At 67.2% G+C, this 19,505-nt stretch carries 20 protein-coding genes; 13 read left to right on the top strand and 7 right to left on the bottom strand.

The genetic code is table 11. The features are described from left to right. Positions 1 to 17 precede the first annotated feature (17 nt). Positions 18 to 1,400, top strand: a complete 1,383-nt coding sequence (locus tag VIF40_RS05945; RefSeq protein WP_331936603.1) for a M23 family metallopeptidase — start codon at positions 18 to 20, stop codon at positions 1,398 to 1,400. Between the two features lie 108 nt (positions 1,401 to 1,508). Further along, positions 1,509 to 3,323: an ABC-F family ATP-binding cassette domain-containing protein gene (locus VIF40_RS05940; RefSeq protein WP_331936602.1), complete on the top strand. Its 1,815-nt coding sequence runs from the start codon at positions 1,509 to 1,511 to the stop codon at positions 3,321 to 3,323. Between the two features lie 262 nt (positions 3,324 to 3,585). On the opposite strand, the gene VIF40_RS05935 is transcribed toward VIF40_RS05940, so the two are convergent. Continuing rightward, on the bottom strand, positions 3,586 to 4,440 hold the full coding sequence (locus VIF40_RS05935) for an NADPH-dependent oxidoreductase (protein WP_331936601.1): 855 nt from the start codon (positions 4,438 to 4,440) through the stop codon (positions 3,586 to 3,588). A 347-nt stretch (positions 4,441 to 4,787) separates the two neighbouring features. On the opposite strand from VIF40_RS05935, the gene rpsU reads away from it, so the two are divergent. Continuing rightward, complete coding sequence (gene rpsU, locus VIF40_RS05930; protein ID WP_024881562.1) at positions 4,788 to 5,027, top strand: 30S ribosomal protein S21; 240 nt, start codon at positions 4,788 to 4,790, stop codon at positions 5,025 to 5,027. A 108-nt stretch (positions 5,028 to 5,135) separates the two neighbouring features. After that, positions 5,136 to 6,011: a tetratricopeptide repeat protein gene (locus VIF40_RS05925; protein WP_331936600.1), complete on the top strand. Its 876-nt coding sequence runs from the start codon at positions 5,136 to 5,138 to the stop codon at positions 6,009 to 6,011. Here the strand turns inward: VIF40_RS05925 and VIF40_RS05920 are convergent. The 3 genes from VIF40_RS05920 to VIF40_RS05910 form a co-directional block, all read right to left on the bottom strand. After that, positions 5,948 to 6,859, bottom strand: coding sequence for an alpha/beta hydrolase (locus VIF40_RS05920; protein ID WP_331936599.1), 912 nt, complete (start codon positions 6,857 to 6,859; stop codon positions 5,948 to 5,950). The genes VIF40_RS05925 and VIF40_RS05920 overlap by 64 nt on opposite strands. A gap of 6 nt (positions 6,860 to 6,865) precedes the next feature. After that, positions 6,866 to 7,567, bottom strand: a complete 702-nt coding sequence (locus tag VIF40_RS05915; RefSeq protein ID WP_331936598.1) for a TerC family protein — start codon at positions 7,565 to 7,567, stop codon at positions 6,866 to 6,868. Positions 7,568 to 7,669: 102 nt separating this feature from the next. Beyond that, the gene (locus VIF40_RS05910; protein ID WP_331936597.1) at positions 7,670 to 8,302 is read right to left on the bottom strand and encodes a hypothetical protein; all 633 of its coding nucleotides are present in this window, start codon (positions 8,300 to 8,302) and stop codon (positions 7,670 to 7,672) included. A gap of 119 nt (positions 8,303 to 8,421) precedes the next feature. On the opposite strand from VIF40_RS05910, the gene VIF40_RS05905 reads away from it, so the two are divergent. Further along, complete coding sequence (locus tag VIF40_RS05905; protein ID WP_331936596.1) at positions 8,422 to 8,985, top strand: DUF2975 domain-containing protein; 564 nt, start codon at positions 8,422 to 8,424, stop codon at positions 8,983 to 8,985. Positions 8,986 to 8,990: 5 nt separating this feature from the next. Next, positions 8,991 to 9,212, top strand: coding sequence for a helix-turn-helix transcriptional regulator (locus VIF40_RS05900; RefSeq protein WP_331936672.1), 222 nt, complete (start codon positions 8,991 to 8,993; stop codon positions 9,210 to 9,212). A 6-nt stretch (positions 9,213 to 9,218) separates the two neighbouring features. Here the strand turns inward: VIF40_RS05900 and VIF40_RS05895 are convergent, their stop codons facing one another. Beyond that, complete coding sequence (locus VIF40_RS05895; RefSeq protein ID WP_331936595.1) at positions 9,219 to 9,977, bottom strand: GyrI-like domain-containing protein; 759 nt, start codon at positions 9,975 to 9,977, stop codon at positions 9,219 to 9,221. Positions 9,978 to 10,064: 87 nt separating this feature from the next. Between VIF40_RS05895 and dapF the strand changes: the two genes are divergently transcribed. Together dapF and VIF40_RS05885 are read left to right on the top strand one after the other, a co-directional pair. Next, positions 10,065 to 10,931, top strand: coding sequence for a diaminopimelate epimerase (gene dapF, locus VIF40_RS05890; RefSeq protein ID WP_331936671.1), 867 nt, complete (start codon positions 10,065 to 10,067; stop codon positions 10,929 to 10,931). Next, positions 10,928 to 12,106 (top strand): MiaB/RimO family radical SAM methylthiotransferase, encoded by a 1,179-nt coding sequence (locus VIF40_RS05885; RefSeq protein WP_331936594.1) that lies wholly within the window; start codon positions 10,928 to 10,930, stop codon positions 12,104 to 12,106. The genes dapF and VIF40_RS05885 overlap by 4 nt, the downstream gene beginning before the upstream one ends. 49 nt (positions 12,107 to 12,155) lie before the next feature. Here the strand turns inward: VIF40_RS05885 and VIF40_RS05880 are convergent, their stop codons facing one another. Next, the gene (locus VIF40_RS05880) at positions 12,156 to 13,340 is read right to left on the bottom strand and encodes a PQQ-dependent sugar dehydrogenase (RefSeq protein ID WP_414684761.1); all 1,185 of its coding nucleotides are present in this window, start codon (positions 13,338 to 13,340) and stop codon (positions 12,156 to 12,158) included. A 190-nt stretch (positions 13,341 to 13,530) separates the two neighbouring features. On the opposite strand from VIF40_RS05880, the gene VIF40_RS05875 reads away from it, so the two are divergent. From VIF40_RS05875 to VIF40_RS05855, 5 genes are all read left to right on the top strand, one after another. Next, positions 13,531 to 14,139 carry a DUF2239 family protein gene (locus tag VIF40_RS05875; protein WP_414684760.1) on the top strand — a complete coding sequence of 203 codons (609 nt, stop codon included), beginning with the start codon at positions 13,531 to 13,533 and terminating at the stop codon, positions 14,137 to 14,139. A 107-nt stretch (positions 14,140 to 14,246) separates the two neighbouring features. Next, positions 14,247 to 14,474: a zinc ribbon domain-containing protein gene (locus VIF40_RS05870; RefSeq protein WP_331936592.1), complete on the top strand. Its 228-nt coding sequence runs from the start codon at positions 14,247 to 14,249 to the stop codon at positions 14,472 to 14,474. After that, the gene (locus VIF40_RS05865; protein WP_331936591.1) at positions 14,471 to 14,680 is read left to right on the top strand and encodes a hypothetical protein; all 210 of its coding nucleotides are present in this window, start codon (positions 14,471 to 14,473) and stop codon (positions 14,678 to 14,680) included. Before VIF40_RS05870 ends, VIF40_RS05865 begins: the two co-directional genes overlap by 4 nt. Further along, positions 14,677 to 15,204 carry a translation initiation factor IF-3 gene (gene infC / locus VIF40_RS05860; protein WP_331936590.1) on the top strand — a complete coding sequence of 176 codons (528 nt, stop codon included), beginning with the start codon at positions 14,677 to 14,679 and terminating at the stop codon, positions 15,202 to 15,204. Before VIF40_RS05865 ends, infC begins: the two co-directional genes overlap by 4 nt. 81 nt (positions 15,205 to 15,285) lie before the next feature. Continuing rightward, positions 15,286 to 16,137: a hypothetical protein gene (locus VIF40_RS05855; RefSeq protein WP_331936589.1), complete on the top strand. Its 852-nt coding sequence runs from the start codon at positions 15,286 to 15,288 to the stop codon at positions 16,135 to 16,137. A 94-nt stretch (positions 16,138 to 16,231) separates the two neighbouring features. Here VIF40_RS05855 and VIF40_RS05850 read toward each other — a convergent pair. Continuing rightward, the coding region (locus VIF40_RS05850; RefSeq protein WP_331936588.1) for a DNA-directed RNA polymerase subunit beta' at positions 16,232 to 19,505 on the bottom strand (3,274 nt) is incomplete at its 5' end.

The following is a 19,505-nucleotide window of genomic DNA, read 5'->3' as shown; positions in this document are numbered from 1 at the left end:
CTCTCTGGAATATGCGCATGCGGAAAACCCACGATCCCAGACCGCGAAAAACGCGGCTTCCCTTCGTCGTCGAATTCTCGCTCGGCTCCGGCCGACGACGATTGGAGGTCTCCGCGCCGACGCTCGTCGTGGCGGGCGTCGTCGCCGTCGCGGCGGGGCTCCTCGCCCCTTGCGCCGCCGCCTATCTGGCCTTTCGCGACGATATGCTCGCCGAGCTCGTCGATCGCCAGACGCAGATGCGCTACGCCTATGAGGATCGTCTGGCCTCGCTGCGGCTGCGGCTCGATCAGGCGACCAGCCGACAATTCCTCGCTCAGGGCGACGTCGAGAGCAAGGTGCAGACGCTCGCCGCCCGCCAGGCCAGGCTGGAGACGCGCGCGGCGCTGGTCGCGCGGCTCGTCGAAGGCGTCGCCGCCAAGGACGCCGGCGCTCTCGCCATTTCCACACGCCGCGCGCCCGTCGCGACCGCGGGATTGCCGACAGGCGCGAACGCCTATGCGCCGGCGCCCGAGGAGCGGCCGGAGCCTTTCGCCGGCTTCGACAAGCCGCAGCCAGAAGGCCTCGAGCTGCGGCTGCGACGCGACGACGACGGCCCCTCGCGGCCCGCCGAGCCCGTCGGCGGCGCCGGCCTCACACAGAACGAATCGCCGCGGCGGTCCGCCGATGCGCGCCTGCCGCTGCAATCGCGTCTCGGTCAATTGGAAGCCTCGCTCGATCACGCCGAGCGGGAGCAGACCCAGCGCCTCGGCCGGCTCGTCGAGCCGATTCGCGCGGCCGCCGGGCGGCTGCGGCGCGCTTTCGACGTCGCCGGCCTGCCGGTGGAGCGCTATCTTTCCAAAGGCCGCGCCCATGCCGAGGCTTTCGCCGGCGGGCCCTTCGTGCCGGCCGATCACATGACCGGCGATCTGCTCTTCGAGCGCGAGCTCACCGCCGCGCAGAGCGCCGCCACCACGCTCGAGGGCCTGCGCAGCGCGCTGCCGAGCGTGCCTTTGCGCAAGCCGCTGGCCGGCGCGCCGGAGACGACCTCCGGCTTCGGCTATCGCACCGATCCCTTCTTCGGCCGGCCGGCGCTGCATACGGGCGTCGATCTGCGCGACGATTATGGCTCGCCCGTGCGCGCCACGGCGGGCGGCGTCGTCGTCTCGGCGGGGACGAGCGGCGGCTATGGGCAGATGGTGGAGATCGATCACGGCTCCGGCCTCGCGACGCGCTACGCGCATCTCTCCGCCATTTCCGTGACCGTCGGCCAGGAGGTGGCGCCGGGCGAGACGGTCGGCCGCCTCGGCTCGACGGGCCGCTCCACCGGGCCGCATCTCCATTACGAGGTGCGGGTGGACGGCGAGCCGGTCGATCCGACGCGCTTCCTGCGCGCCGCCTCGACGCTCGCCGAGAACCGATGACGGCGCTATGATCGACGCTCGCGATGGCGTTCCAGGGTGGCGTTCCGGGGCGAGTGCGATAAAAGACCGCGAGCCGGCCGCGTCGCCGGCGCGCAACCATCGGACCCCATGGCCCCGCCTCCCCTTCTGACGCTCCAGAACGTCGTCCTGACGCTCGGCGGCAAGCCGCTGCTCGAATCGGCCGATCTTTCCGTCTCCGCCGGCGAGCGCCTGTGCCTCGTCGGCCGCAATGGCTCGGGCAAGTCCACGCTGCTGCGAATCGCCGCCGGCGAGGTGGAGACCGACGCCGGAACGCGCTTCCTGCAGCCGGGAGCGAGCCTGCGCTATCTGCCGCAGGAGCCCGATCTCTCGGGCTTCGCCACGACGCGCGACTATGTCGTGGCCGGGCTCGGCCCGACCGACGATCCTCATATCGCCGAGGCGCTGCTCACGGAGCTCGGCCTGACCGGGGAGGAAAACCCCGGCAGCCTCTCGGGCGGCGAGGGAAGACGGGCGGCGCTGGTCCGCGCCCTCGCGCCCGAGCCCGACGTCCTGCTGCTCGACGAGCCGACGAACCATCTCGATCTGCCGGCGATTCTCTGGCTCGAGGAGCGGCTCGCAGGGCTGCGCTCGGCGATCGTCGTCATCAGCCACGATCGCCGCTTCCTGCATGATCTGACTCGCGCCACGCTCTGGCTCGACCGCGGGCGGACGCGGTTTTTGTCTCGCGGCTTCAAGGAGTTCGAGGCCTGGCGCGACCGCGAGATCGAGGAGGAGGAGAAGCAGCAGCACAAGATCGACCGCAAGATCGTCGCCGAGGAGCATTGGGTGCGCTATGGCGTGACCGGCCGGCGCAAGCGCAATCAGAAGCGGCTCGGCGATCTCCAGGACATGCGGGCGGCGCGGCGCCGGCGGGTCGCGCCCACGGGCGACGTCAAGCTCGAGGTCGCCGAGGCGCAGACCTCCGGCACGCTGGTCGTCGAGGCGCGCGGAATTTCGAAATCCTTCGGCGATCGCGTGATCGTCGACGATTTCTCGACGCGCGTGCTGCGCGGCGATCGGCTCGGCATCGTCGGCGCGAACGGCGCCGGCAAGACCACGTTGATCAAGCTGCTGACCGGGGCGCTGGCGCCGGACGGGGGCCATGTGCGGCTGGGCGCCGCCGTCGAGATGGCGACGCTCGACCAGAGCCGCGCCAGCCTCGATCCGCAGACGACGCTGAAAGACGCGCTGACCGGCGGCGGCTCCGATTTCGTCGAGATCAACGGCCAGCGCAAGCATGTCATCGGCTATATGCGGGACTTCCTCTTCGGGCCCGAGCAGGCGCGCACGCCCATCGGCCGCCTCTCCGGCGGCGAGCGCGGACGGCTGCTGCTCGCGCGCGCGCTGGCGCAGCCCTGCAATCTGCTGGTGCTCGACGAGCCGACCAACGACCTCGATCTCGAGACGCTCGATCTCCTGGAGGAAATGCTCGCCGATTATCCCGGCACGCTGATCGTGGTGAGCCATGATCGCGATTTTCTCGACCGCGTCGCCACCTCCGTGCTGATGTCGGACGGAAACGGCCGCTGGATCGAATATGCCGGCGGCTATTCCGACATGGTGGCGCAGCGCGGCGAAGGCGTGCAGTCGAGAGGCGCAGCCTCCGCCCCGCGCGAGGAGAAGACGAAAGCCGCCGCGGCGCCGCGGCCGAAAACCGCGGCCAAGCCACGCCTCTCTTTCTCCGAGCAGCATGCGCTGGCGACGCTGCCGGCGAAAATGGAGGAATTGCGCGGCAAGCGGGCGAAGCTGCAGAAATTCTTGGACGACCCCCAGCTCTATGCGCGCGATCCGACGAAATTCGCCGACGCGACCAAGCTGTTCGCGAAAGTGGAGGCGGAGCTGGCCACGGCGGAGGAGAGCTGGCTGGAGCTGGAAATCAAGCGCGAGGAGATCGCCGGGTGAGGTGAGCCCCCCGAGGTCCCGGCGCCGGCGCGATCTGCGTGACGCAAACCTCGTTGCAAGGCGGCCTCGCATGCCTCGAGGCGGTCGGGTGAGCGAGAAATGACGGCGCGATTCCCCTGTCCCCTGGAGGGGGAGATCGAGCGCCGAAGGCGATCGGGAGGGGTGACGCCCCGAGTCTCGGGGGCTCCCCACCCCGTCCGGCTGACGCCGGCCGACCCTCCCCCTGAAGGGGAGGGTGGAGCGCTCCTTGGAGAAGTTGCTCTTATTTCAACGCGAAGCCCAGCGCGCGCAGCGCCTCCTTCAGCCGATCGCGGCCGCTGAGGCTCTCGGGGCCGCGCACGCGGGAGAGCGCCTGGCGTATCCAGCCCTGCTCGGGAAGGCCGGCCTCTTTTTGAAAATCGCGGAACTTCTCGTCATAGGTCGCGACGGCCTCGCGCTGCGCCTCGTTCCAGGCGTAGTGCTCGCGATGCAGAACGGCGCCCTGGCCGAGGCGCGGGCGCACGCCGCCGGCCTTGGCCGGATCGGGACGGCCGACCGCCATGCCGAAGACGGCGAACACGCCCGGCGGCAGCTCCAGCTCCTTGGCCACCTCCTCCGGCTTGTTGCGAATCCCGCCGATATAGACGCCGCCGAAACCGAGCGATTCGAACGCGACCAGCGCATTTTGCGCGGCCAGCGCCGCGTCGATCGACGCGGTGAGGAACATTTCGAGGAAGGGCAGCGCCGCCCCGTCGCGCCCCTGCTCCTTGCCGATAGCGTCGAGTCGCGAGAGATCGGCGAGCCACAGAAGAAACAAAGGCGCGTCGCGAATATGCTGCTGATTGCCGGCGAGATCGGCGAGCCGGCTCTTGCGCGCCTCATCCTCCACGGCGACGAGGCTCCACACCTGGAGATTGGAGGAGGTCGCGGCCGATTGCGCGGCGGCGACGACGGTCGCCAGAGTCTCGGCGGGAATTTTTTCCGGCAGATAGGCGCGGATGGAGCGATGCGCGAGCAAAAGGTCCAGCGTCTCGTTCCAAACGGGCGGAGTCGGGGAATCGTCCCGGCGATAGCGGGCGCGGATCGCCTCCGCGCCATCGGCCGCGCTCAATTCGCCTCTCGTGATCGGCTTGTTCATGTCATCTCCAGAAAACGCCGCGCGCGCCGTGACTCGCGCTTTATGGCCGCGCGCTTTATGGCATGGTGGCGAAAGCGGCCGCAAAAATCCACCCTCCCCACCGCCGCCTCGGCCGCGCCCGCTTCGGCGAAACCGTCGGCGACGCCTCTCGGGCGTATATCGGCGGCGCATATCGGTTAGTACGGAGGCCGGCGTCGCCACAGCTGCTCCTTGTGGACAACGCCGGGCAAGTCTGTTAATTCCCCGCGCACGGATCAGGCGCTCCGTCAGCGCCCGATCGACTATTCTCACCTCCGCAGCAACGTCTCCAACCGGGGCGCCGCCGCCCCAAAAAACAGGATCGCTTCGTGCAAGTTCTCGTCCGCGACAATAATGTCGACCAGGCTCTCAAGGCGCTGAAGAAGAAGATGCAGCGCGAAGGCATTTTCCGTGAGATGAAGCTCCGCGGCCATTACGAGAAGCCCTCGGAGAAACGGGCCCGCGAGAAGGCCGAGGCCGTGCGCCGCGCCCGCAAGCTCGCCCGCAAGAAGCTGCAGCGCGAAGGCCTGCTGCCGATGAAGCCGAAGCCCGCCGTCGGCGGTCGCTGAGCGTCCAAAACCGGGCGCGCGGTCGAATTCTCGCCGAATTGCCCGGTCTATATCATCGTCATGGCGCGTCAGGCGCTTTCAGGACATCGTTCTAGGAGGTCGGACGGAATGGAATTGCCGCTCGGCTCGGCGGTTCGCCGGACGTCCGCCCTATCGGCGCGCCGTGCGCCTTCGCGCGTCTGCGCCGCGGTTCTGGCGCTGCTCGCTCTCGCCGGCTGCGAGACCGCCGGCATGCTGCGCCCGCCGGGACGGGGCTTCGCCGAGACGGACGCCGCCGACCCCAAGGCCGCCAACGCCAATATCGAATCGCTGTCGGAGGTCATTCGGCGCAATCCGAGCGCCGAAGCGTTCAACACGCGCGGCGTGGCGCTGGCCAAGATCGGCCAGTTCCAGGAGGCGATCACCGACTTCTCCCAGGCGATCAAGATCGAGCCCAATAACGCCGCCGCCTTCACCAATCGCGCGCTCGCCTTCCGCCAGATCGGCCGCAACGATCAGGCGCGACTGGACTTCGATCGCGCCGTCGACGTCAATCCCAATCACGCCCCGGCCTATATAGGCCGCGCCAATCTCTTGCGCTCGCAGGGCAATTTCGATCAGGCGCTGCTCGACCTCGATTCCGCGATCAAGCTCAATCCCGAGAGCGCCCAGGCGTTTCACGCGCGCGGGCTGATCCATCAGAAGCGCGGCGACAATCAACGCGCCGTCACCGATTTCGACAACGCCATCGACCGCGATCCCTTCGCGGCGGCGCCCTATCAGGCGCGCGGCGAGAGCCTCGTCACGCTCGGCAATTACGACAAGGCGATCGAGGATTTCAACGCGGCGCTCAATGTCGACAATCGGAGCGCCCCGGCCTGGGCGTGGCTCGGCCTCGCCTATGAGCGCAAGGGCAATCGCCAGAAGGCGGCGGAATCCTATCAGCGCGCTCTGGCGCTCGATCCGCAGCAGCCCATCGCGCGCCAAGGCTCCTCGCGCGGCTGAGCGACACGCTCAGTCGCTCGCCTCTCCATGCGGCGTGGCGCGGCGAGCGTCGCATCCACCCAGCGCGCGACGCGCGGAAACACATTCGCCAATCCGACGACGAGATGCTGCCCCCCGGGCACGCGAATGAAGCTCTTCGGCTCATTGGCGAGCGCGAACAGCCGTTGCCCGAGCGCGATCGGCACCACGCCGTCCTGATCGCCATGGACGATCAGCACCGGCATATGCACATCGCGAATGGCGAGATCGGAGCGGAACTGATCCAGCATCAGCCAGCGCACCGGCAGGAAGCCATAGCGCGCCGCGGCGATGTCGGCCGCCGAGGTGAAGGGCGAATCGAGCACCAGCGCCGCCGCCTCCCGCCGCGCGGCGAGCCGAGTCGCGACGCCGGAGCCGAGCGATTCGCCGACGATCACGATGCGGGCGGGCGCATAGGCTTCGCGGGCGGCGTCATAGGCCGCCTCGGCGTCGCGCATGAGTCCGTCTTGCGTCGGCGTTCCGCTGGAGCCGGCATAGCCGCGATAGGCGATGGCGAGGAAGCCATAGCCCTCGCCGATAAAATTGCGGAAACGCGCGACGCGGTCGAAGAGCCCGCCGGCGTTGCCGTGAAAATAGAGAAGCACCGGCCGCCCTTCGCGCGGCGGCGCGCGCCAGGCGACGATCGTCTCGCCATCGGCGGTCGCGAGGGTCAGCTCCTCGACGCCGTCCAGGCCCGCCTCATGCGGCGGGATGTGGCGCGTATCCGGCAGATATAGCAGCCGCCGCTGAAACAGGCCGAGACCCGCCGCCGCGAGAACATAGACGCAGACGGCGACGAGCAGCGCCCATTTCAGCAGCGCGAGCGCCATGGCGGATCAGCCCCCGCCTTGCGTCTTGCGCCGCGCCTCGGCGCGCTCCTCGAGCTTCAGCGCGATCCCGCCGGCGGCGAGCACCAGAACGGCGCCGACGACGGAGGCGGCAAGATCGAAATGAGCGGGCGCGGTCCAGCCGAATTTTTCCCACACCGGATCGCCGGCGATCAGCTCGCCCGATATCCAGCCGAGCAGGCCCGCGCCGGCCCAGACCAGAATGGGAAAGCGCGACAGCGCCTGCATCAGCAATCCGGCGCCGAAGACGACGATCGGCACCGAGACGGCGAGGCCGAAAATGATGAGCGGCATGGAGCCGCGCGCGGCGCCGGCGATGGCGATGACATTGTCGAGCGACATCACCGCATCGGCCATGACGATGGCGGCGACAGCGCCCCAGAGATCCTCTTTCGCATCGACGTGATGCTCGGTCTCGTCGATCAGCAGCTTCACCGCGACGCCCAGCAGCAGGACGCCGCCTATCGCCTTGAGCGCCGGAACGCCCATGAGCTGGACGACGACGAAAGCGAAGGCGATGCGCAACGCGACGCCGCCGGCCGCGCCCAGCAATATGCCCCATCGTCGTTGCTTTTTCGGGAGCTTGTGACAGGCGAGCGCGATGAGGATCGCATTGTCGCCCGAGAGAAGCAGATCGATCCAGATGATCTCTAAGATTTCGAAGCCGACGGAAAGCTCGTCGCCGTACATTGACTTGGGTGTCCAGCCCTGCCCGCGGGCAGTGTGGCGAGGATCATATCGGATCGAGGGGGGGCTGCGCCAGCAAGATCGGACAGCGGCGCAATCGGCCCGCTATTTCCGCGCTTTGGCTGCGAGGCTCGCGGGCCCGGCCGCGCAAGGCGGCATGAAATCGGCCAACTTCCGCTCGTCCGCGTCGCTCGGATGCGCATCATGGCCGAGGAGCAGCGGCAGCCAGCCGAGCCCATCATCCGCATGGACATAGACGTCGAAGAGCAACGGCCCCTTCGCGATCTCCGCGCGGCGGCAGAAGAGGCCGCCGGTAAGATCGAGCGAGCCATGCGTTTGCGCCCGGCTCGCGCGCCAGCGGCTCGCTTCCTCCTGCGCGGCGCGGATGGCGGCGAGATCGCGGCGATCGGCTTCGAAGACGACGAGCCTGCCGGAGGCGGCGGCGTCCTGTCCAGCGAGGACAGGAGCGTCCTCCGCGCGCTCGGAGCCGACGAGACGAATCGTCAGCACATGCTTCGCCTCCTCCTCGCCGTCGCGCCAATAGGTCGCGACGACCCGCGCGCTGGCGGGCGTCGGCTCGAGCCAATCGGGCGCGCGCAAAGCGACGCGCAGAGGCGCGACGTCGGCGGTCGAGAGATCATAGGAGCGCAGCTTCCATTGCGTGGCGAGCGGCACGCCATTGCAACCGGAGAGGCAAGCGGCGACGGCGAGCGTGAGAGGCGTGAAACCGCGGGTCATGGTTCGCTTCCTGTGGTTCTATAATAATTTCATGTTTGACATTAAAAATAATATGCGTCAAATTGTTTTCATCGCGCGATACGGCAATTTCTGCCGGCGCGAGGAGAAGGATGAATTTCATGACCGACATCGCCGCTTTTCAAGACCCGCGCGTCTCGGCGCTGCGGATGCGCATCGGCTGGATCTGCCAGACGATCCGCACGCTCGTCGTGCTTTTCGCCGGGGCGGATCTCCTCGCGATCCTGACCTTCTGGGCCGATCGTGGAAAGGTCGAGAGCCATTATCGCGAGCTGCTGCAGATCGACGTTTCGGGCGCTTCGCAAGGCCAATATGCGATCGCGACGGCGCTGAGCCTCGCCCTGTGGGTGTTCGTCGCCGTGATCTGCTTTTGCCTGTGGCGCGTCTTCAGCCTCTATCTGAGCGGCGGCGTGTTCTCCGCCGAGGCGGCGCTATGGCTGCGGCGCGCGGGCGTGATCGGCCTCGCCTCGATTTTTCTGGATGTGGCGCTCCGCTCGGCGATCATTCTCGCGATCGCCTCGCATCTGCCCTTCGAGCAGAGCCATCACGGCTATATAAGGCTCGAGGATCTGCTCAACATCATCTTCACGCTGATGCTGGTCGCCATTGCGCATATCTTCAAGACGGCCGCCGACATCGCCGGCGAAAACGCGCAGTTCGTGTGAGCGCCATGGCGATCGTGGTCAATCTCGACGTGATGCTGGCGCGGCGCAAGATGCGCTCGCGCGATCTCGCGCAACGCATCGGCATCGCCGAGCAGAACGTCAGCCTCTTGAAATCCGGCAAGGTGAAGGGAATTCGCTTCGACACGCTGGAGAAGATCTGCGAGGTCTTGGACTGCCAACCGGGCGATATTCTCGAATATCGCCCGGAAGGAGAGACGACGACGTGACGCCTCTCACTTCAAGAATACGTAAATATCCACCTCGAGCCCATCGTCGTCGCTGGTCTTCAAATCGGTGAGATATTCCTCGACGAACAGATTTTTCGTATCGAGGCCCTTCTCGTCCAGAAAGGCGGTGATCGCCTCATAGGTCGAGTCGATCTCCTCATAGGGTCCGCGGTGCTGGAATTTCAGCGCCTTGCCGGCGGGCGAGGCGCCGACCTCGACGCCATGGTCGAGCTTCGTCTTGGCCTCCGGCGGTTTCGTGAGCGGCAGCATCGCCTCGAAATGAAAGCCATTGTCATCCGTCTCGGTGAAGGCGACGAGAGGACGTCCGTCCACCGTGAGGCCGACCTTGGAGGCGGCGATCCGCAGATTGGCGATGGCGTCGGAGATCGTCTTCAACCCCTCCGCCCATGTGCCCTGCCCGCGCAATTTGACCACGGGGCGCGCGATGATGTCGATCGCCTGACCGGCGATCGCCTCGGCCTGCGCCTCCGCCTGCGCATCGGCCGGCGGCTGCTGCTCGTTGAGGTCCAACGTCGGCTTGGGCGCGACCGGGCTGTCGGGCGCGGGCGCCTCCGCCGCGGCATGCGCGCCGGGCGGCGGGGCGACGGCGGCGGATGACGGCGGAGCGGAGGGAGGCGAGGGCGGCGGACTGGAGGTCGCGCCGAAAAAGGCGCCGGCCGCGACGGCGAGAACGGCCAGACCCACCACAAAGGGCCAGGCGCGCTTCAATCTCTGCGTGAAGCCCTCACCGTTCGTATCGCTCATCGGTCTCGTCCTTTTGAAAGCGCGCGCCGGCCATAGCGTCGCGATTCGATTCTCTATATACGCCTGTAACAGGAAATGAACGGCATGATGACCAACCCGCTCGCCGGCCGCCCGATCTTTCGCATGAACGGGATCGGCAATGAAATACTCGTGCTCGACTTGCGCGGAGCCGGCGTCGAGGCGGCGCCCGCGGAGGCGCGCGCCATAGCGCGGGCGCCGGGCCTGCGCTTCGATCAGCTCATGGTCCTGCACGAGCCGCGCCAAGCGGGCGCCGACGCCTTCATGCGCATCTACAACACCGACGGCTCGCTCTCCGCCGCCTGCGGCAATGGCACGCGCTGCGTCGCCTATGTGCTCGGCCGCGCGGGCGAAGGCGACGCGCTGACGCTGGAGACCGACGCCGGCCCCGTGCGCACCTGGCGCGCCGGCGACACGCGCTTCACCGTCGACATGGGTGCGCCGCGTCTCGGCTGGCGGGAGATCCCGCTCGCCACTGACGCCTCAGACACATCAAATGTGCCGCTCTCGCCTCCCGTCCAGGGGGCGCCCGCCGCCTTTTCGGCGGTCAACATGGGCAATCCCCATGCGGTCTTCTTCGTCGAGGACCCGCAGACGATCGATCTCGCGACGCTCGGGCCGCAGCTGGAGCATCACCCTCTCTTCCCCGAGCGCGCCAATATCTCCTTCGCCAAGATGATCGCGGCGGATGAGATTCTGCTGCGCGTCTGGGAGCGCGGCACGGGCGAGACGCGCGCTTGCGGCTCGGCGGCCTGCGCCGTGCTGGTGGCGGCGGCCCGCGCCGGCCTCTCGGCCCGCGAGGCGCGCGTGCGCCTGCCCGGCGGCGATCTCGTCATCGCCTGGGGAGCGGACGATCATGTGCTGATGACCGGCGACGTCGAGCTGGAATTCGAGACAGTGCTCGAGGCGCGTTTCTTCACCGAGCCGGACGCGTGACCGCGGCGGTCGACATCGTCACCTTCGGCTGCCGTCTCAATTACGTCGATTCGGAGCGGCTGCTGCGCGAGGCGCGCGCCGGCGCTCCGGAATCGAGTGGCCGCGAGCGCGTCATCGTCAACACTTGCGCCGTCACCTCCGAGGCGACGCGCCAGGCGCGGCAGACGATCCGGCGCCTCAACCGCGAGCGTCCCACGGCGGAGATCATCGTCGCCGGCTGCGCGGCGCGCATCGAGCCCGAGAGCTTTTCCGCCATGGACGGCGTCGCCCGCGTGCTCGTCGAGCCCGGCGAGGCGCGCGCCGAGAGCGCCGCCGAGGGGCAGACGCGCGCCTTTCTCGCCGTGCAGAACGGCTGCGACCATCGCTGCACTTTCTGCATCATCCCCTTCGGCCGCGGGCCGTCGCGCTCCATCGCGCCGGCCGAGGTCATCGCCGAAGCGCGCCGGCTCGTCGCGAGCGGCAAGCGCGAGATCGTGCTGACCGGCGTCGATCTGACCAGCTACGCCGCCGAAGGCGCCGCGCTCGGCGGGCTCGTGCGCGCCGTGCTGCGCGCGCTGCCGCAGCTCGAGCGGCTGCGGCTCTCCTCCATCGACTGCATAGAGGCGGACGCCGAGCTGTTGGATTGCATGAGCGCCGAGCCGCGCCTCATGCCGCATCTGCATCTCTCGCTGCAAGCGGGCGACGATCTGATTTTAAAGCGCATGAAGCGCCGCCATTCGCGCGCCGACGCCATCGGCTTCTGCGCGGCGCTGCGCGCGGCGCGGCCGGACATCGTCTTCGGCGCCGATTTCATCGTGGGCTTCCCCACCGAGACGGAAGAGATGTTCGCGCGCACGCTCGCTCTCGTCGAGCAATGCGGGCTGACGCATCTGCATGTCTTCCCCTTTTCGCCGCGCCCCGGAACGCCGGCGGCGCTGATGCCGCAAGTCAATGGCGTGATCGTGAAAGAGCGCGCCGCCCGCCTGCGCGCAGCGGGAGAGGCGGCGCTGGCGCGCCATCTCGACGCGCAGATCGGCAAGACTTTGCGCGTGCTGACGGAAAAGGGCGGCATGGCCCGCGCCGAAGATTTCACGCCGCTGCGCACGCCCGGCGCCGAGGCGGGACGGATGCTGGATGCGCGCGTGACGGGGCATGACGGAAAGGCGTTGAGCGGGACAAGCGCAGAACCGGCCTGATCGCGCGTCATCGCGACGAGCGCAGCGACGAAACGATCCAGGCCCGACGTCACGGCGCGCGATAGACGATCCGATACACGGCCCCGTTCTGGTCATCCGTCACCAGCAGCGAGCCGTCCGGCAATTCCGCCACATCCACCGGGCGACCGAGATATTGCGGATCGCCGGTGTCCCAGCCCTCGGCGAAGGGCTCGCTGACGCCGCGCTTTCCCTCCGGGCCGACGCGGGTGAACATCACGCGCGCGCCGACCGGCATGGTGCGGTCCCATGAGCCGTGCTGGGCGGAGAAAATCCCGCCGCGATAATAGGGCGGGAAGGCCGAGCCACGGTAGAAGCTCATGCCGAGATCGGCGGCGTGCGGCGCCTCCTCCACCTGCGGAAAGACCACGCCCGGCGGCGGCTCGTCGCGCGAATATTCGTAAGTGCGCACATGGCCGCCGCCATACCAGGGGAAGCCGAAATGCAATCCCGGCGACGTCGCGCGGTTCAATTCGCCGGGCGGCGTGTCGTCGCCCATGCGGTCGACCTGATTGTCGGTGAACCAGAGCGCGCCATCCGCTGGATCGAAATCCATCCCCACGGAATTGCGGATTCCACGCGCGAAAACCTCGCGACCGGAGCCGTCGCGATTCATGCGAATGATGCCGCCCATCCCGATCCGGTCATAGAGCGCGAGCTTTTCGCGCGGGGTGACGTTGTATGGCTGGCCCAACGCGACATAGAGCCTGCCGTCCGGCCCTATGCGACAGACGCGCGCCGTGTGATTGGCGCTCTGCTCGGCGACGGGGACGAGCCCGCCCTGCGGCGCGAGATTGCGCGCGTCATTCCAGGCGAGGCTGCGCCAGTCCTTCTCGGCCGAAGCGAAGCTCGAAATGCGATTCTGCTCGACGACGAAAAGCGTTCCCTCCGCGTCGAGGCAGAGGCCGTGCGGAATGACGAAAGGCGCGTCCGGCGCGAATGCGTCGATGGAAGCGGCGCGCTCGCCGCCCGGCGTCAGCACATGAATGCGGCTCGCATCCGTGCCGACGAAGATCGCAGCGCCGCGTCCGCCGACGGCGAGCGTGCGCGCATGGGGAACCAGCGCATAGAGCGAGATGGAGAAGCCCTCCGGCAGCCGGATGCGGCGCAGATCCGACTCGATTCGTCGCGTCTCGGCCTGCGCCGAGGGCTCCGCGCGCGCGGCGAGCATCGGCGTGGCGCACAGACAAAGGCAAAGGGCGAAAGGGCGAATCATTCGGGAGATCTCCATCGCGTGCCGAAAAAGGCGGGGCCCCGAAACAGATAGGGCGCAGGCGCCGGCCGCCGGTGGAATATTTATTCCGGGTATTATTGACTCTGCTATTTTATAACGGGTATAATTTCCCATGGAAAACGAAGCGCTCTCCCGTTTGTCGCGGCCCTGCGCCGCTTTCGCCGAAGGGCGAATGCTGGCCGCCGGCCCTCTGGTCGAGGTCGCATTGGCGGTCAAGAACGCCGATGCCGCCGACGGCTTTATCCTCACTTTCGACGATGCGACCGGCGAGGTCGTCGATCTCGATTTGCGCGGCGCGAAAGCCGAGATCATCACGCGGCTCGCCGCGTCGCCGCCCGGCCCAGCCATGAGCGACAGGGCGCGCGGCAGGGCCCGGAGCGCGGCTGCGGAGCCGAACGGCGTCGAGCAGGACGCGGCGGAGCAGGACGCCGTTGAGGATGGCGCGCGCGGACGCGGGCGGCCGAAGCTCGGCGTCGTGGCGCGCGAGATCACCTTGCTGCCGCGCCATTGGGATTGGCTCGCCGCGCAGCCCGGGGGCGCTTCGGCGGCGCTGCGGCGCCTCGTCGAGACCGCGCGGCGCGAGGGCGGGGCGGATGGGCGTCAGCGCGCGGCGCGCGAGGCCGCCTATCGCTTTCTGTCGGCCGTCGCCGGAGATTTGCCGGGCTATGAGGAGGCGCTGCGCGCGCTCTTTTCGGGAGACGCCGCGCGATTCGAAGCGCAAATGACTGAATGGCCGAAGGATGTCCGCGCCTATGCGCTGCGCCTCGCCCGCGCCGAGTGAGCAGCGGCGCGCGACAGGGGGCCGGGTGAGCAGGAGCCACGGCTTGCAATGACGCGGCCTCGAGCGCATGTAATCGTCGGAACGTCTTCCCGGTAACGAGGATATCGATGCCGCTCTACGCTTATCGCTGCAATTCCTGCGACAAAGAGTTCGAGACATTGGTGCGCTCGGACGACATTCCCGCATGTCCGGCCTGCGGAAGCGTCGAATTGACGCGCCAGCTGTCGCTGATCGCCAAGCCCGCGAGCGGAGGCGAGACAGAGGCGTCCTGCGCCGCAATGGGTGGAGCGGGAGGCTGCGGCGCAGCCTGTCCCGCCTTCGCGGATTGCGGTTGAGCACCGATTTCGACCACGTCACCGAGAATAGTTCCCTCTCGACGGTTGACTTCGTCGAAGAGAGTGAGATTCTTTCGACGTCGGCCATCCGCCGGGTCGTCTCGGGGGAGGTGGCGGCTTTATGCCGCTTGCTCTCGCGAATCGGCTCGGATCGGCAGACGATCGGTTTCATCCTGAAGGGAGAATATCCATTCGCCGTCCAATGAAGAGCACCGCGGCCCCACAGAAAGAGGGTCCGCGCATCAACCGGGAGATTCGCGCGCGCGAGGTGCAACTGATCGACTCGGAAGGCAAGAACCACGGCGTGGTTCCGCTGCCCGACGCCCTCACACTGGCGGAGACGGCTTCGCTCGATCTCGTCGAGATCGCGCCCAACTCCGAGCCGCCGGTCTGCAAAATCCTCGATTACGGAAGATTTCGATTTCTCGAACAGAAGAAGGCCGCCGAGGCCCGCAAGAAGCAGAAGATCGTCGAGGTCAAGGAGATCAAGCTCCGCCCCGGCATCGACGAGCACGACTATGAAGTGAAGATGAAGGCCGTGCTGCGCTTCTTCGAAGAGGGCGACAAGGTCAAGGTCACATTGCGCTTTCGCGGCCGTGAGATCGCCCATCAGGACATCGGCTACCGGCTGATGAGCCGTGTCAAGGCAGAGACGGTCACCATCGCCAAGGTCGAGCTCGAGCCCTCGATGGAAGGCCGCCAGATGATCATGGTGCTGGCGCCGCGTTGAGGCGCGGCATCGGACGGGGCCTCGATCCGCATTTGCCGAGGCACTTGCCGAGGCCGCGTCTTTCAGTCTTTGTTATCTTTCATGTCCAATGTGTCCTCCCGCGCGATTCTCGGCGCGGCGCTTCTTTCGGCTCTCGCCGCCTCGACCGGCGCCGTCGCGCAGATGGCGTTGCCGGGCGCGGTCGCGCCTGCGCCGACGGGCGCTGTCGCGGCGCCGGCCGAAGCGCCAAAGCCGAAACCCCGCGCCGCTGTCGCGCCCGTCGCCCCCAAATTGCCGAGCGAGGACTCGATCCTCGGCCGCGTCCTCTATCAGGATGGCGAAGCGCATGGCTCGATCGAATTGCAGCGCCGTGGCGGCGCGCTCGAGGTCGCGCGCCTGTCGCTGGTCGGCGATCGGCTGACGCGCTCCGGCGAGACCTGCCGGATCGAGGTCTCCGAGCCGCTGCGGCTCACGCCGCGGGAGACGGCGAGCGGACTTCATCGCTATGAGGTGGAGTTTCCGGCCTGCCCCTTCGGCTTCGACGCGCTCGACGGCGCGATTCTCGTCAGCGCCGAGGGCAAGGCCTGCGAGCTGAAGCAGGCCGATTGCCGCGCCGATCCCAATGGACTCTGGGGCATGGGCGGCGGCGATTTCGACCCCAAGCGCGCCGGCGACATGCTGACGATGCGCGCCCGCATCGACCAGACCGTGCGCAATGATTTCAAGGCGCTCTACGACAAGATCAAATCCGACAAGGCCCAGCGCAAGGAGCTGGTGCGCGAGCAGGCCGGATTTTCGGCGCGCCGCGAGGAGATTTGCCGCTCCTATATTCAGGAAGCCGATTTCGGCTATTGCGCGCTGCGCGTGACCGAAGCCCGGGCTCTCGCGCTCGGCACGCAGCTCGCGACCGGCTTCAAGAAAACGGCCGAGGCCGGCGGCCGGAAGAAGCGATAGGCCGCCGACCGACGATCGTCGCCTCTCGACGACCGACCCCCATGAAAAAGGCCGCCCATCGCTGGGCGGCCTTTTCTTCGGTCTATTCGCCGCCTCACTCCGCCGCGGCGGGCGGCAGGCGCGGCGTCGTCGGGCGCGCGTCGGCTTCGGCGGCGCGCTGCTCGATGATGAGATCGTCGCGGCCGGTGGCGATGCCACGGAACTTCGCCATGGCCGCGCCCGTGCCCGCCGGGATCAGCCGGCCGACGATGACATTCTCCTTCAGGCCGACGAGCGGGTCCACCTTGCCATTGACCGCCGCTTCCGTGAGCACGCGCGTCGTCTCCTGGAAGGAGGCCGCCGAGAAGAAGGAGCGCGTCTGCAGCGAAGCCTTGGTGATGCCGAGCAGCACCGGCGTGCCATGCGCGATCTTGCCGCCCTCTTCGAGCACCTTGGCGTTGGCCTCGTCGAGCTCGGTTTGATCGACCTGCTCGCCGTCGAGGAAGCCGGTGTCGCCGGCGTCGACGATATCGACCTTCTGCAACATCTGACGCACGATCACCTCGATGTGCTTGTCGTTGATGTTGACGCCCTGCAGCCGGTAGACCTCCTGGATCTCGTTGACGAGGTAAGCGGCCAGCTCCTCCACGCCCTTGATCGCCAGAATGTCGTGCGGGGCCGGATTGCCGTCGACGATATAGTCGCCCTTCTCCACGACGTCGCCGTCCTGGAGATGGATGTGCTTGCCCTTGGGGATCAGATATTCGACCGGCTCGCCCCCCTCCTCGTGCGGGACGATGGAGAGGCGCTGCTTGTTCTTGTAGTCGCGGCCGAATTGCACCGTGCCGGTGATTTCCGCGATGATCGCGTGATCCTTGGGACGGCGCGCCTCGAACAGCTCGGCGACGCGCGGCAGACCGCCGGTGATGTCGCGCGTCTTGGCGCTCTCCAGCGAGATACGCGCGACAATGTCGCCGGCCTTGATCACCGAGCCCGGCTCGACCGCGATGATCGACTCGGCCGGCAGCGTGTAGCGAGCGTCGCCGCCGCGCTGCAGCTTGATGACCTTGCCGTCGGGGCTCTTGATCAGAATCGCCGGCTTGAGGCTCGCCGAACGCGTGTTGAGACGCCAATCCATGACGACGCGCTTGGTGATGCCGGTCGATTCGTCGGCCGTCTCCGTCACCGACTGGCCTTCGACGAGATCCTCGAAGCCGATCGCGCCGTCGACCTCGCTGACGATGGGACGCGTGTAGGGGTCCCATTCCGCGATGCGTTCGCCGCGCTTGATCTTGTCGCCCTCGTCGACCTTCAGCCTTGCGCCGTATTGGATACGGTTGACCGCGCGCTCGACGCCATCCGGCCCGACGATCACCGCCGCGACGTTACGCGCCATGACGATGAGATCGCCATCCGAGTTGCGCGCGACATGGCGGTTGCGGATATGCACCGTGCCTTCGAAGTTCGACTCGACGAAGGACTGATCCGCGAGCTGCGCCGCGCCGCCGATGTGGAAGGTGCGCATGGTGAGCTGCGTGCCGGGCTCGCCGATCGACTGCGCCGCGATGACGCCGACCGCCTCGCCCATATTGACGGGCGTGCCGCGGGCGAGGTCGCGCCCGTAGCATTTGCCGCAGACGCCATTCTTCGACTCGCAGGTCAGCACCGAGCGGATCTTCACCTCCTGAAGACCGGCGGCGTTGATCGGCTCGATATGCCACTCCTGGATCATCTCGCCATTGGGGACGATGATCTTGCCCTGCTGGTCGCGCAGATCCTCCGCCGCGGTGCGGCCGAGAATGCGCGAGGTGAGCGAGGCGACGACCTGGCCGGCGTCGATGATCGCCCGCATGCGAATGCCCTTCTCGGTGCCGCAATCGACCGTGGTGATGATCGAATCCTGCGCCACGTCGACGAGACGACGCGTGAGATAGCCCGAGTTCGCGGTCTTCAACGCCGTGTCCGACAGGCCCTTGCGGGAGCCGTGGGTGGAGTTGAAGTATTCGAGAACGGTGAGGCCCTCTTTGAAGTTCGAGATGATCGGGGTCTCGATGATCTCGCCCGAGGGCTTGGTCATGAGGCCGCGCATCGCCGCGAGCTGCTTCATCTGCGCGGGCGAGCCGCGGGCGCCCGAGTGGGACATCATATAGATCGAGTTGATCGGCAGATCGCGGCCGTGCTCGTCCTTGCGGACGGTGGAGATGCGGATCATCATCTCCTCGGCGAGCTTCTCCGAGCACTTCATCCAGGCGTCGACGACCTTATTGTATTTCTCGCCCTGGGTGATGAGGCCGTCGTTATACTGCTGCTCATATTCCTTCGTCGCCGCGCGCGTCTCGGCGATGATGCGCTCCTTCGTCTCCGGGATGACCATGTCATCCTTGCCGAAGGAGATGCCCGCCTTGAACGCCTCGCGGAAGCCGAGAGACATGATGCGATCGCAGAAGATGACCGTCTCCTTCTGACCGCAGTTGCGGTAGACGGTGTCGATCATGTTGGAGATTTCCTTCTTCGTCATCAGCTTGTTGGCTGCGTCGAAGGGAATCTTCGGATTGCGCGGCAGCAGCTGGCCGAGGATCAGGCGGCCGGGCGTCGTGTCGAAGATCTTCGACACGCGCTGGCCCTTCTCGTCATAGGTCCAGGCGCGGCCCTTGATCTTGGTCTGCAGCGTGATCGCCTTGGCGGCGATCGCGTGCTCGATCTCGCCCTGGTCGGCGAACATCATGCCTTGGCCGGGCTCGCCGTCGCGCTCGAGCGACAGATAATAGAGGCCGAGAACGATATCCTGCGACGGCACGATGATCGGCTGACCATTGGCCGGATGCAGAATGTTGTTCGTCGACATCATCAGCACGCGCGCTTCGAGCTGCGCCTCGAGCGACAAAGGCACATGCACGGCCATCTGGTCGCCGTCGAAATCGGCGTTGAAGGCGGCGCAGACGAGCGGATGCAGCTGGATCGCCTTGCCCTCGATCAGCACCGGCTCGAAGGCCTGAATGCCGAGGCGATGCAGGGTCGGCGCGCGATTGAGCAGAATCGGATGCTCGCGGATCACCTCGTCGAGGATGTCCCAAACCTCCGGCTTCTCCTTCTCGACCAGCTTCTTGGCCTGCTTCACCGTGGCCGAATGGCCCTTCGCGTCGAGACGCGAATAGATGAAGGGCTTGAACAGCTCCAGCGCCATCTTCTTCGGCAGGCCGCATTGATGGAGCTTGAGCTCCGGACCCACGACGATGACCGAGCGGCCGGAATAATCGACGCGCTTGCCGAGCAGATTCTGGCGGAAGCGGCCCTGCTTGCCCTTCAGCATGTCGGCGAGCGACTTCAGCGGGCGCTTATTGGCGCCGGTGATGACGCGGCCACGCCGGCCGTTGTCGAACAGCGCGTCG

Origin of the sequence: Methylosinus sp., from assembly GCF_036560965.1 — a bacterium.
GTDB lineage: Bacteria > Pseudomonadota > Alphaproteobacteria > Rhizobiales > Beijerinckiaceae > Methylosinus.
The sequence above is the reverse complement of the archived record's forward strand: the minus strand, read 5'-3'. Positions and strand labels throughout refer to the sequence as shown.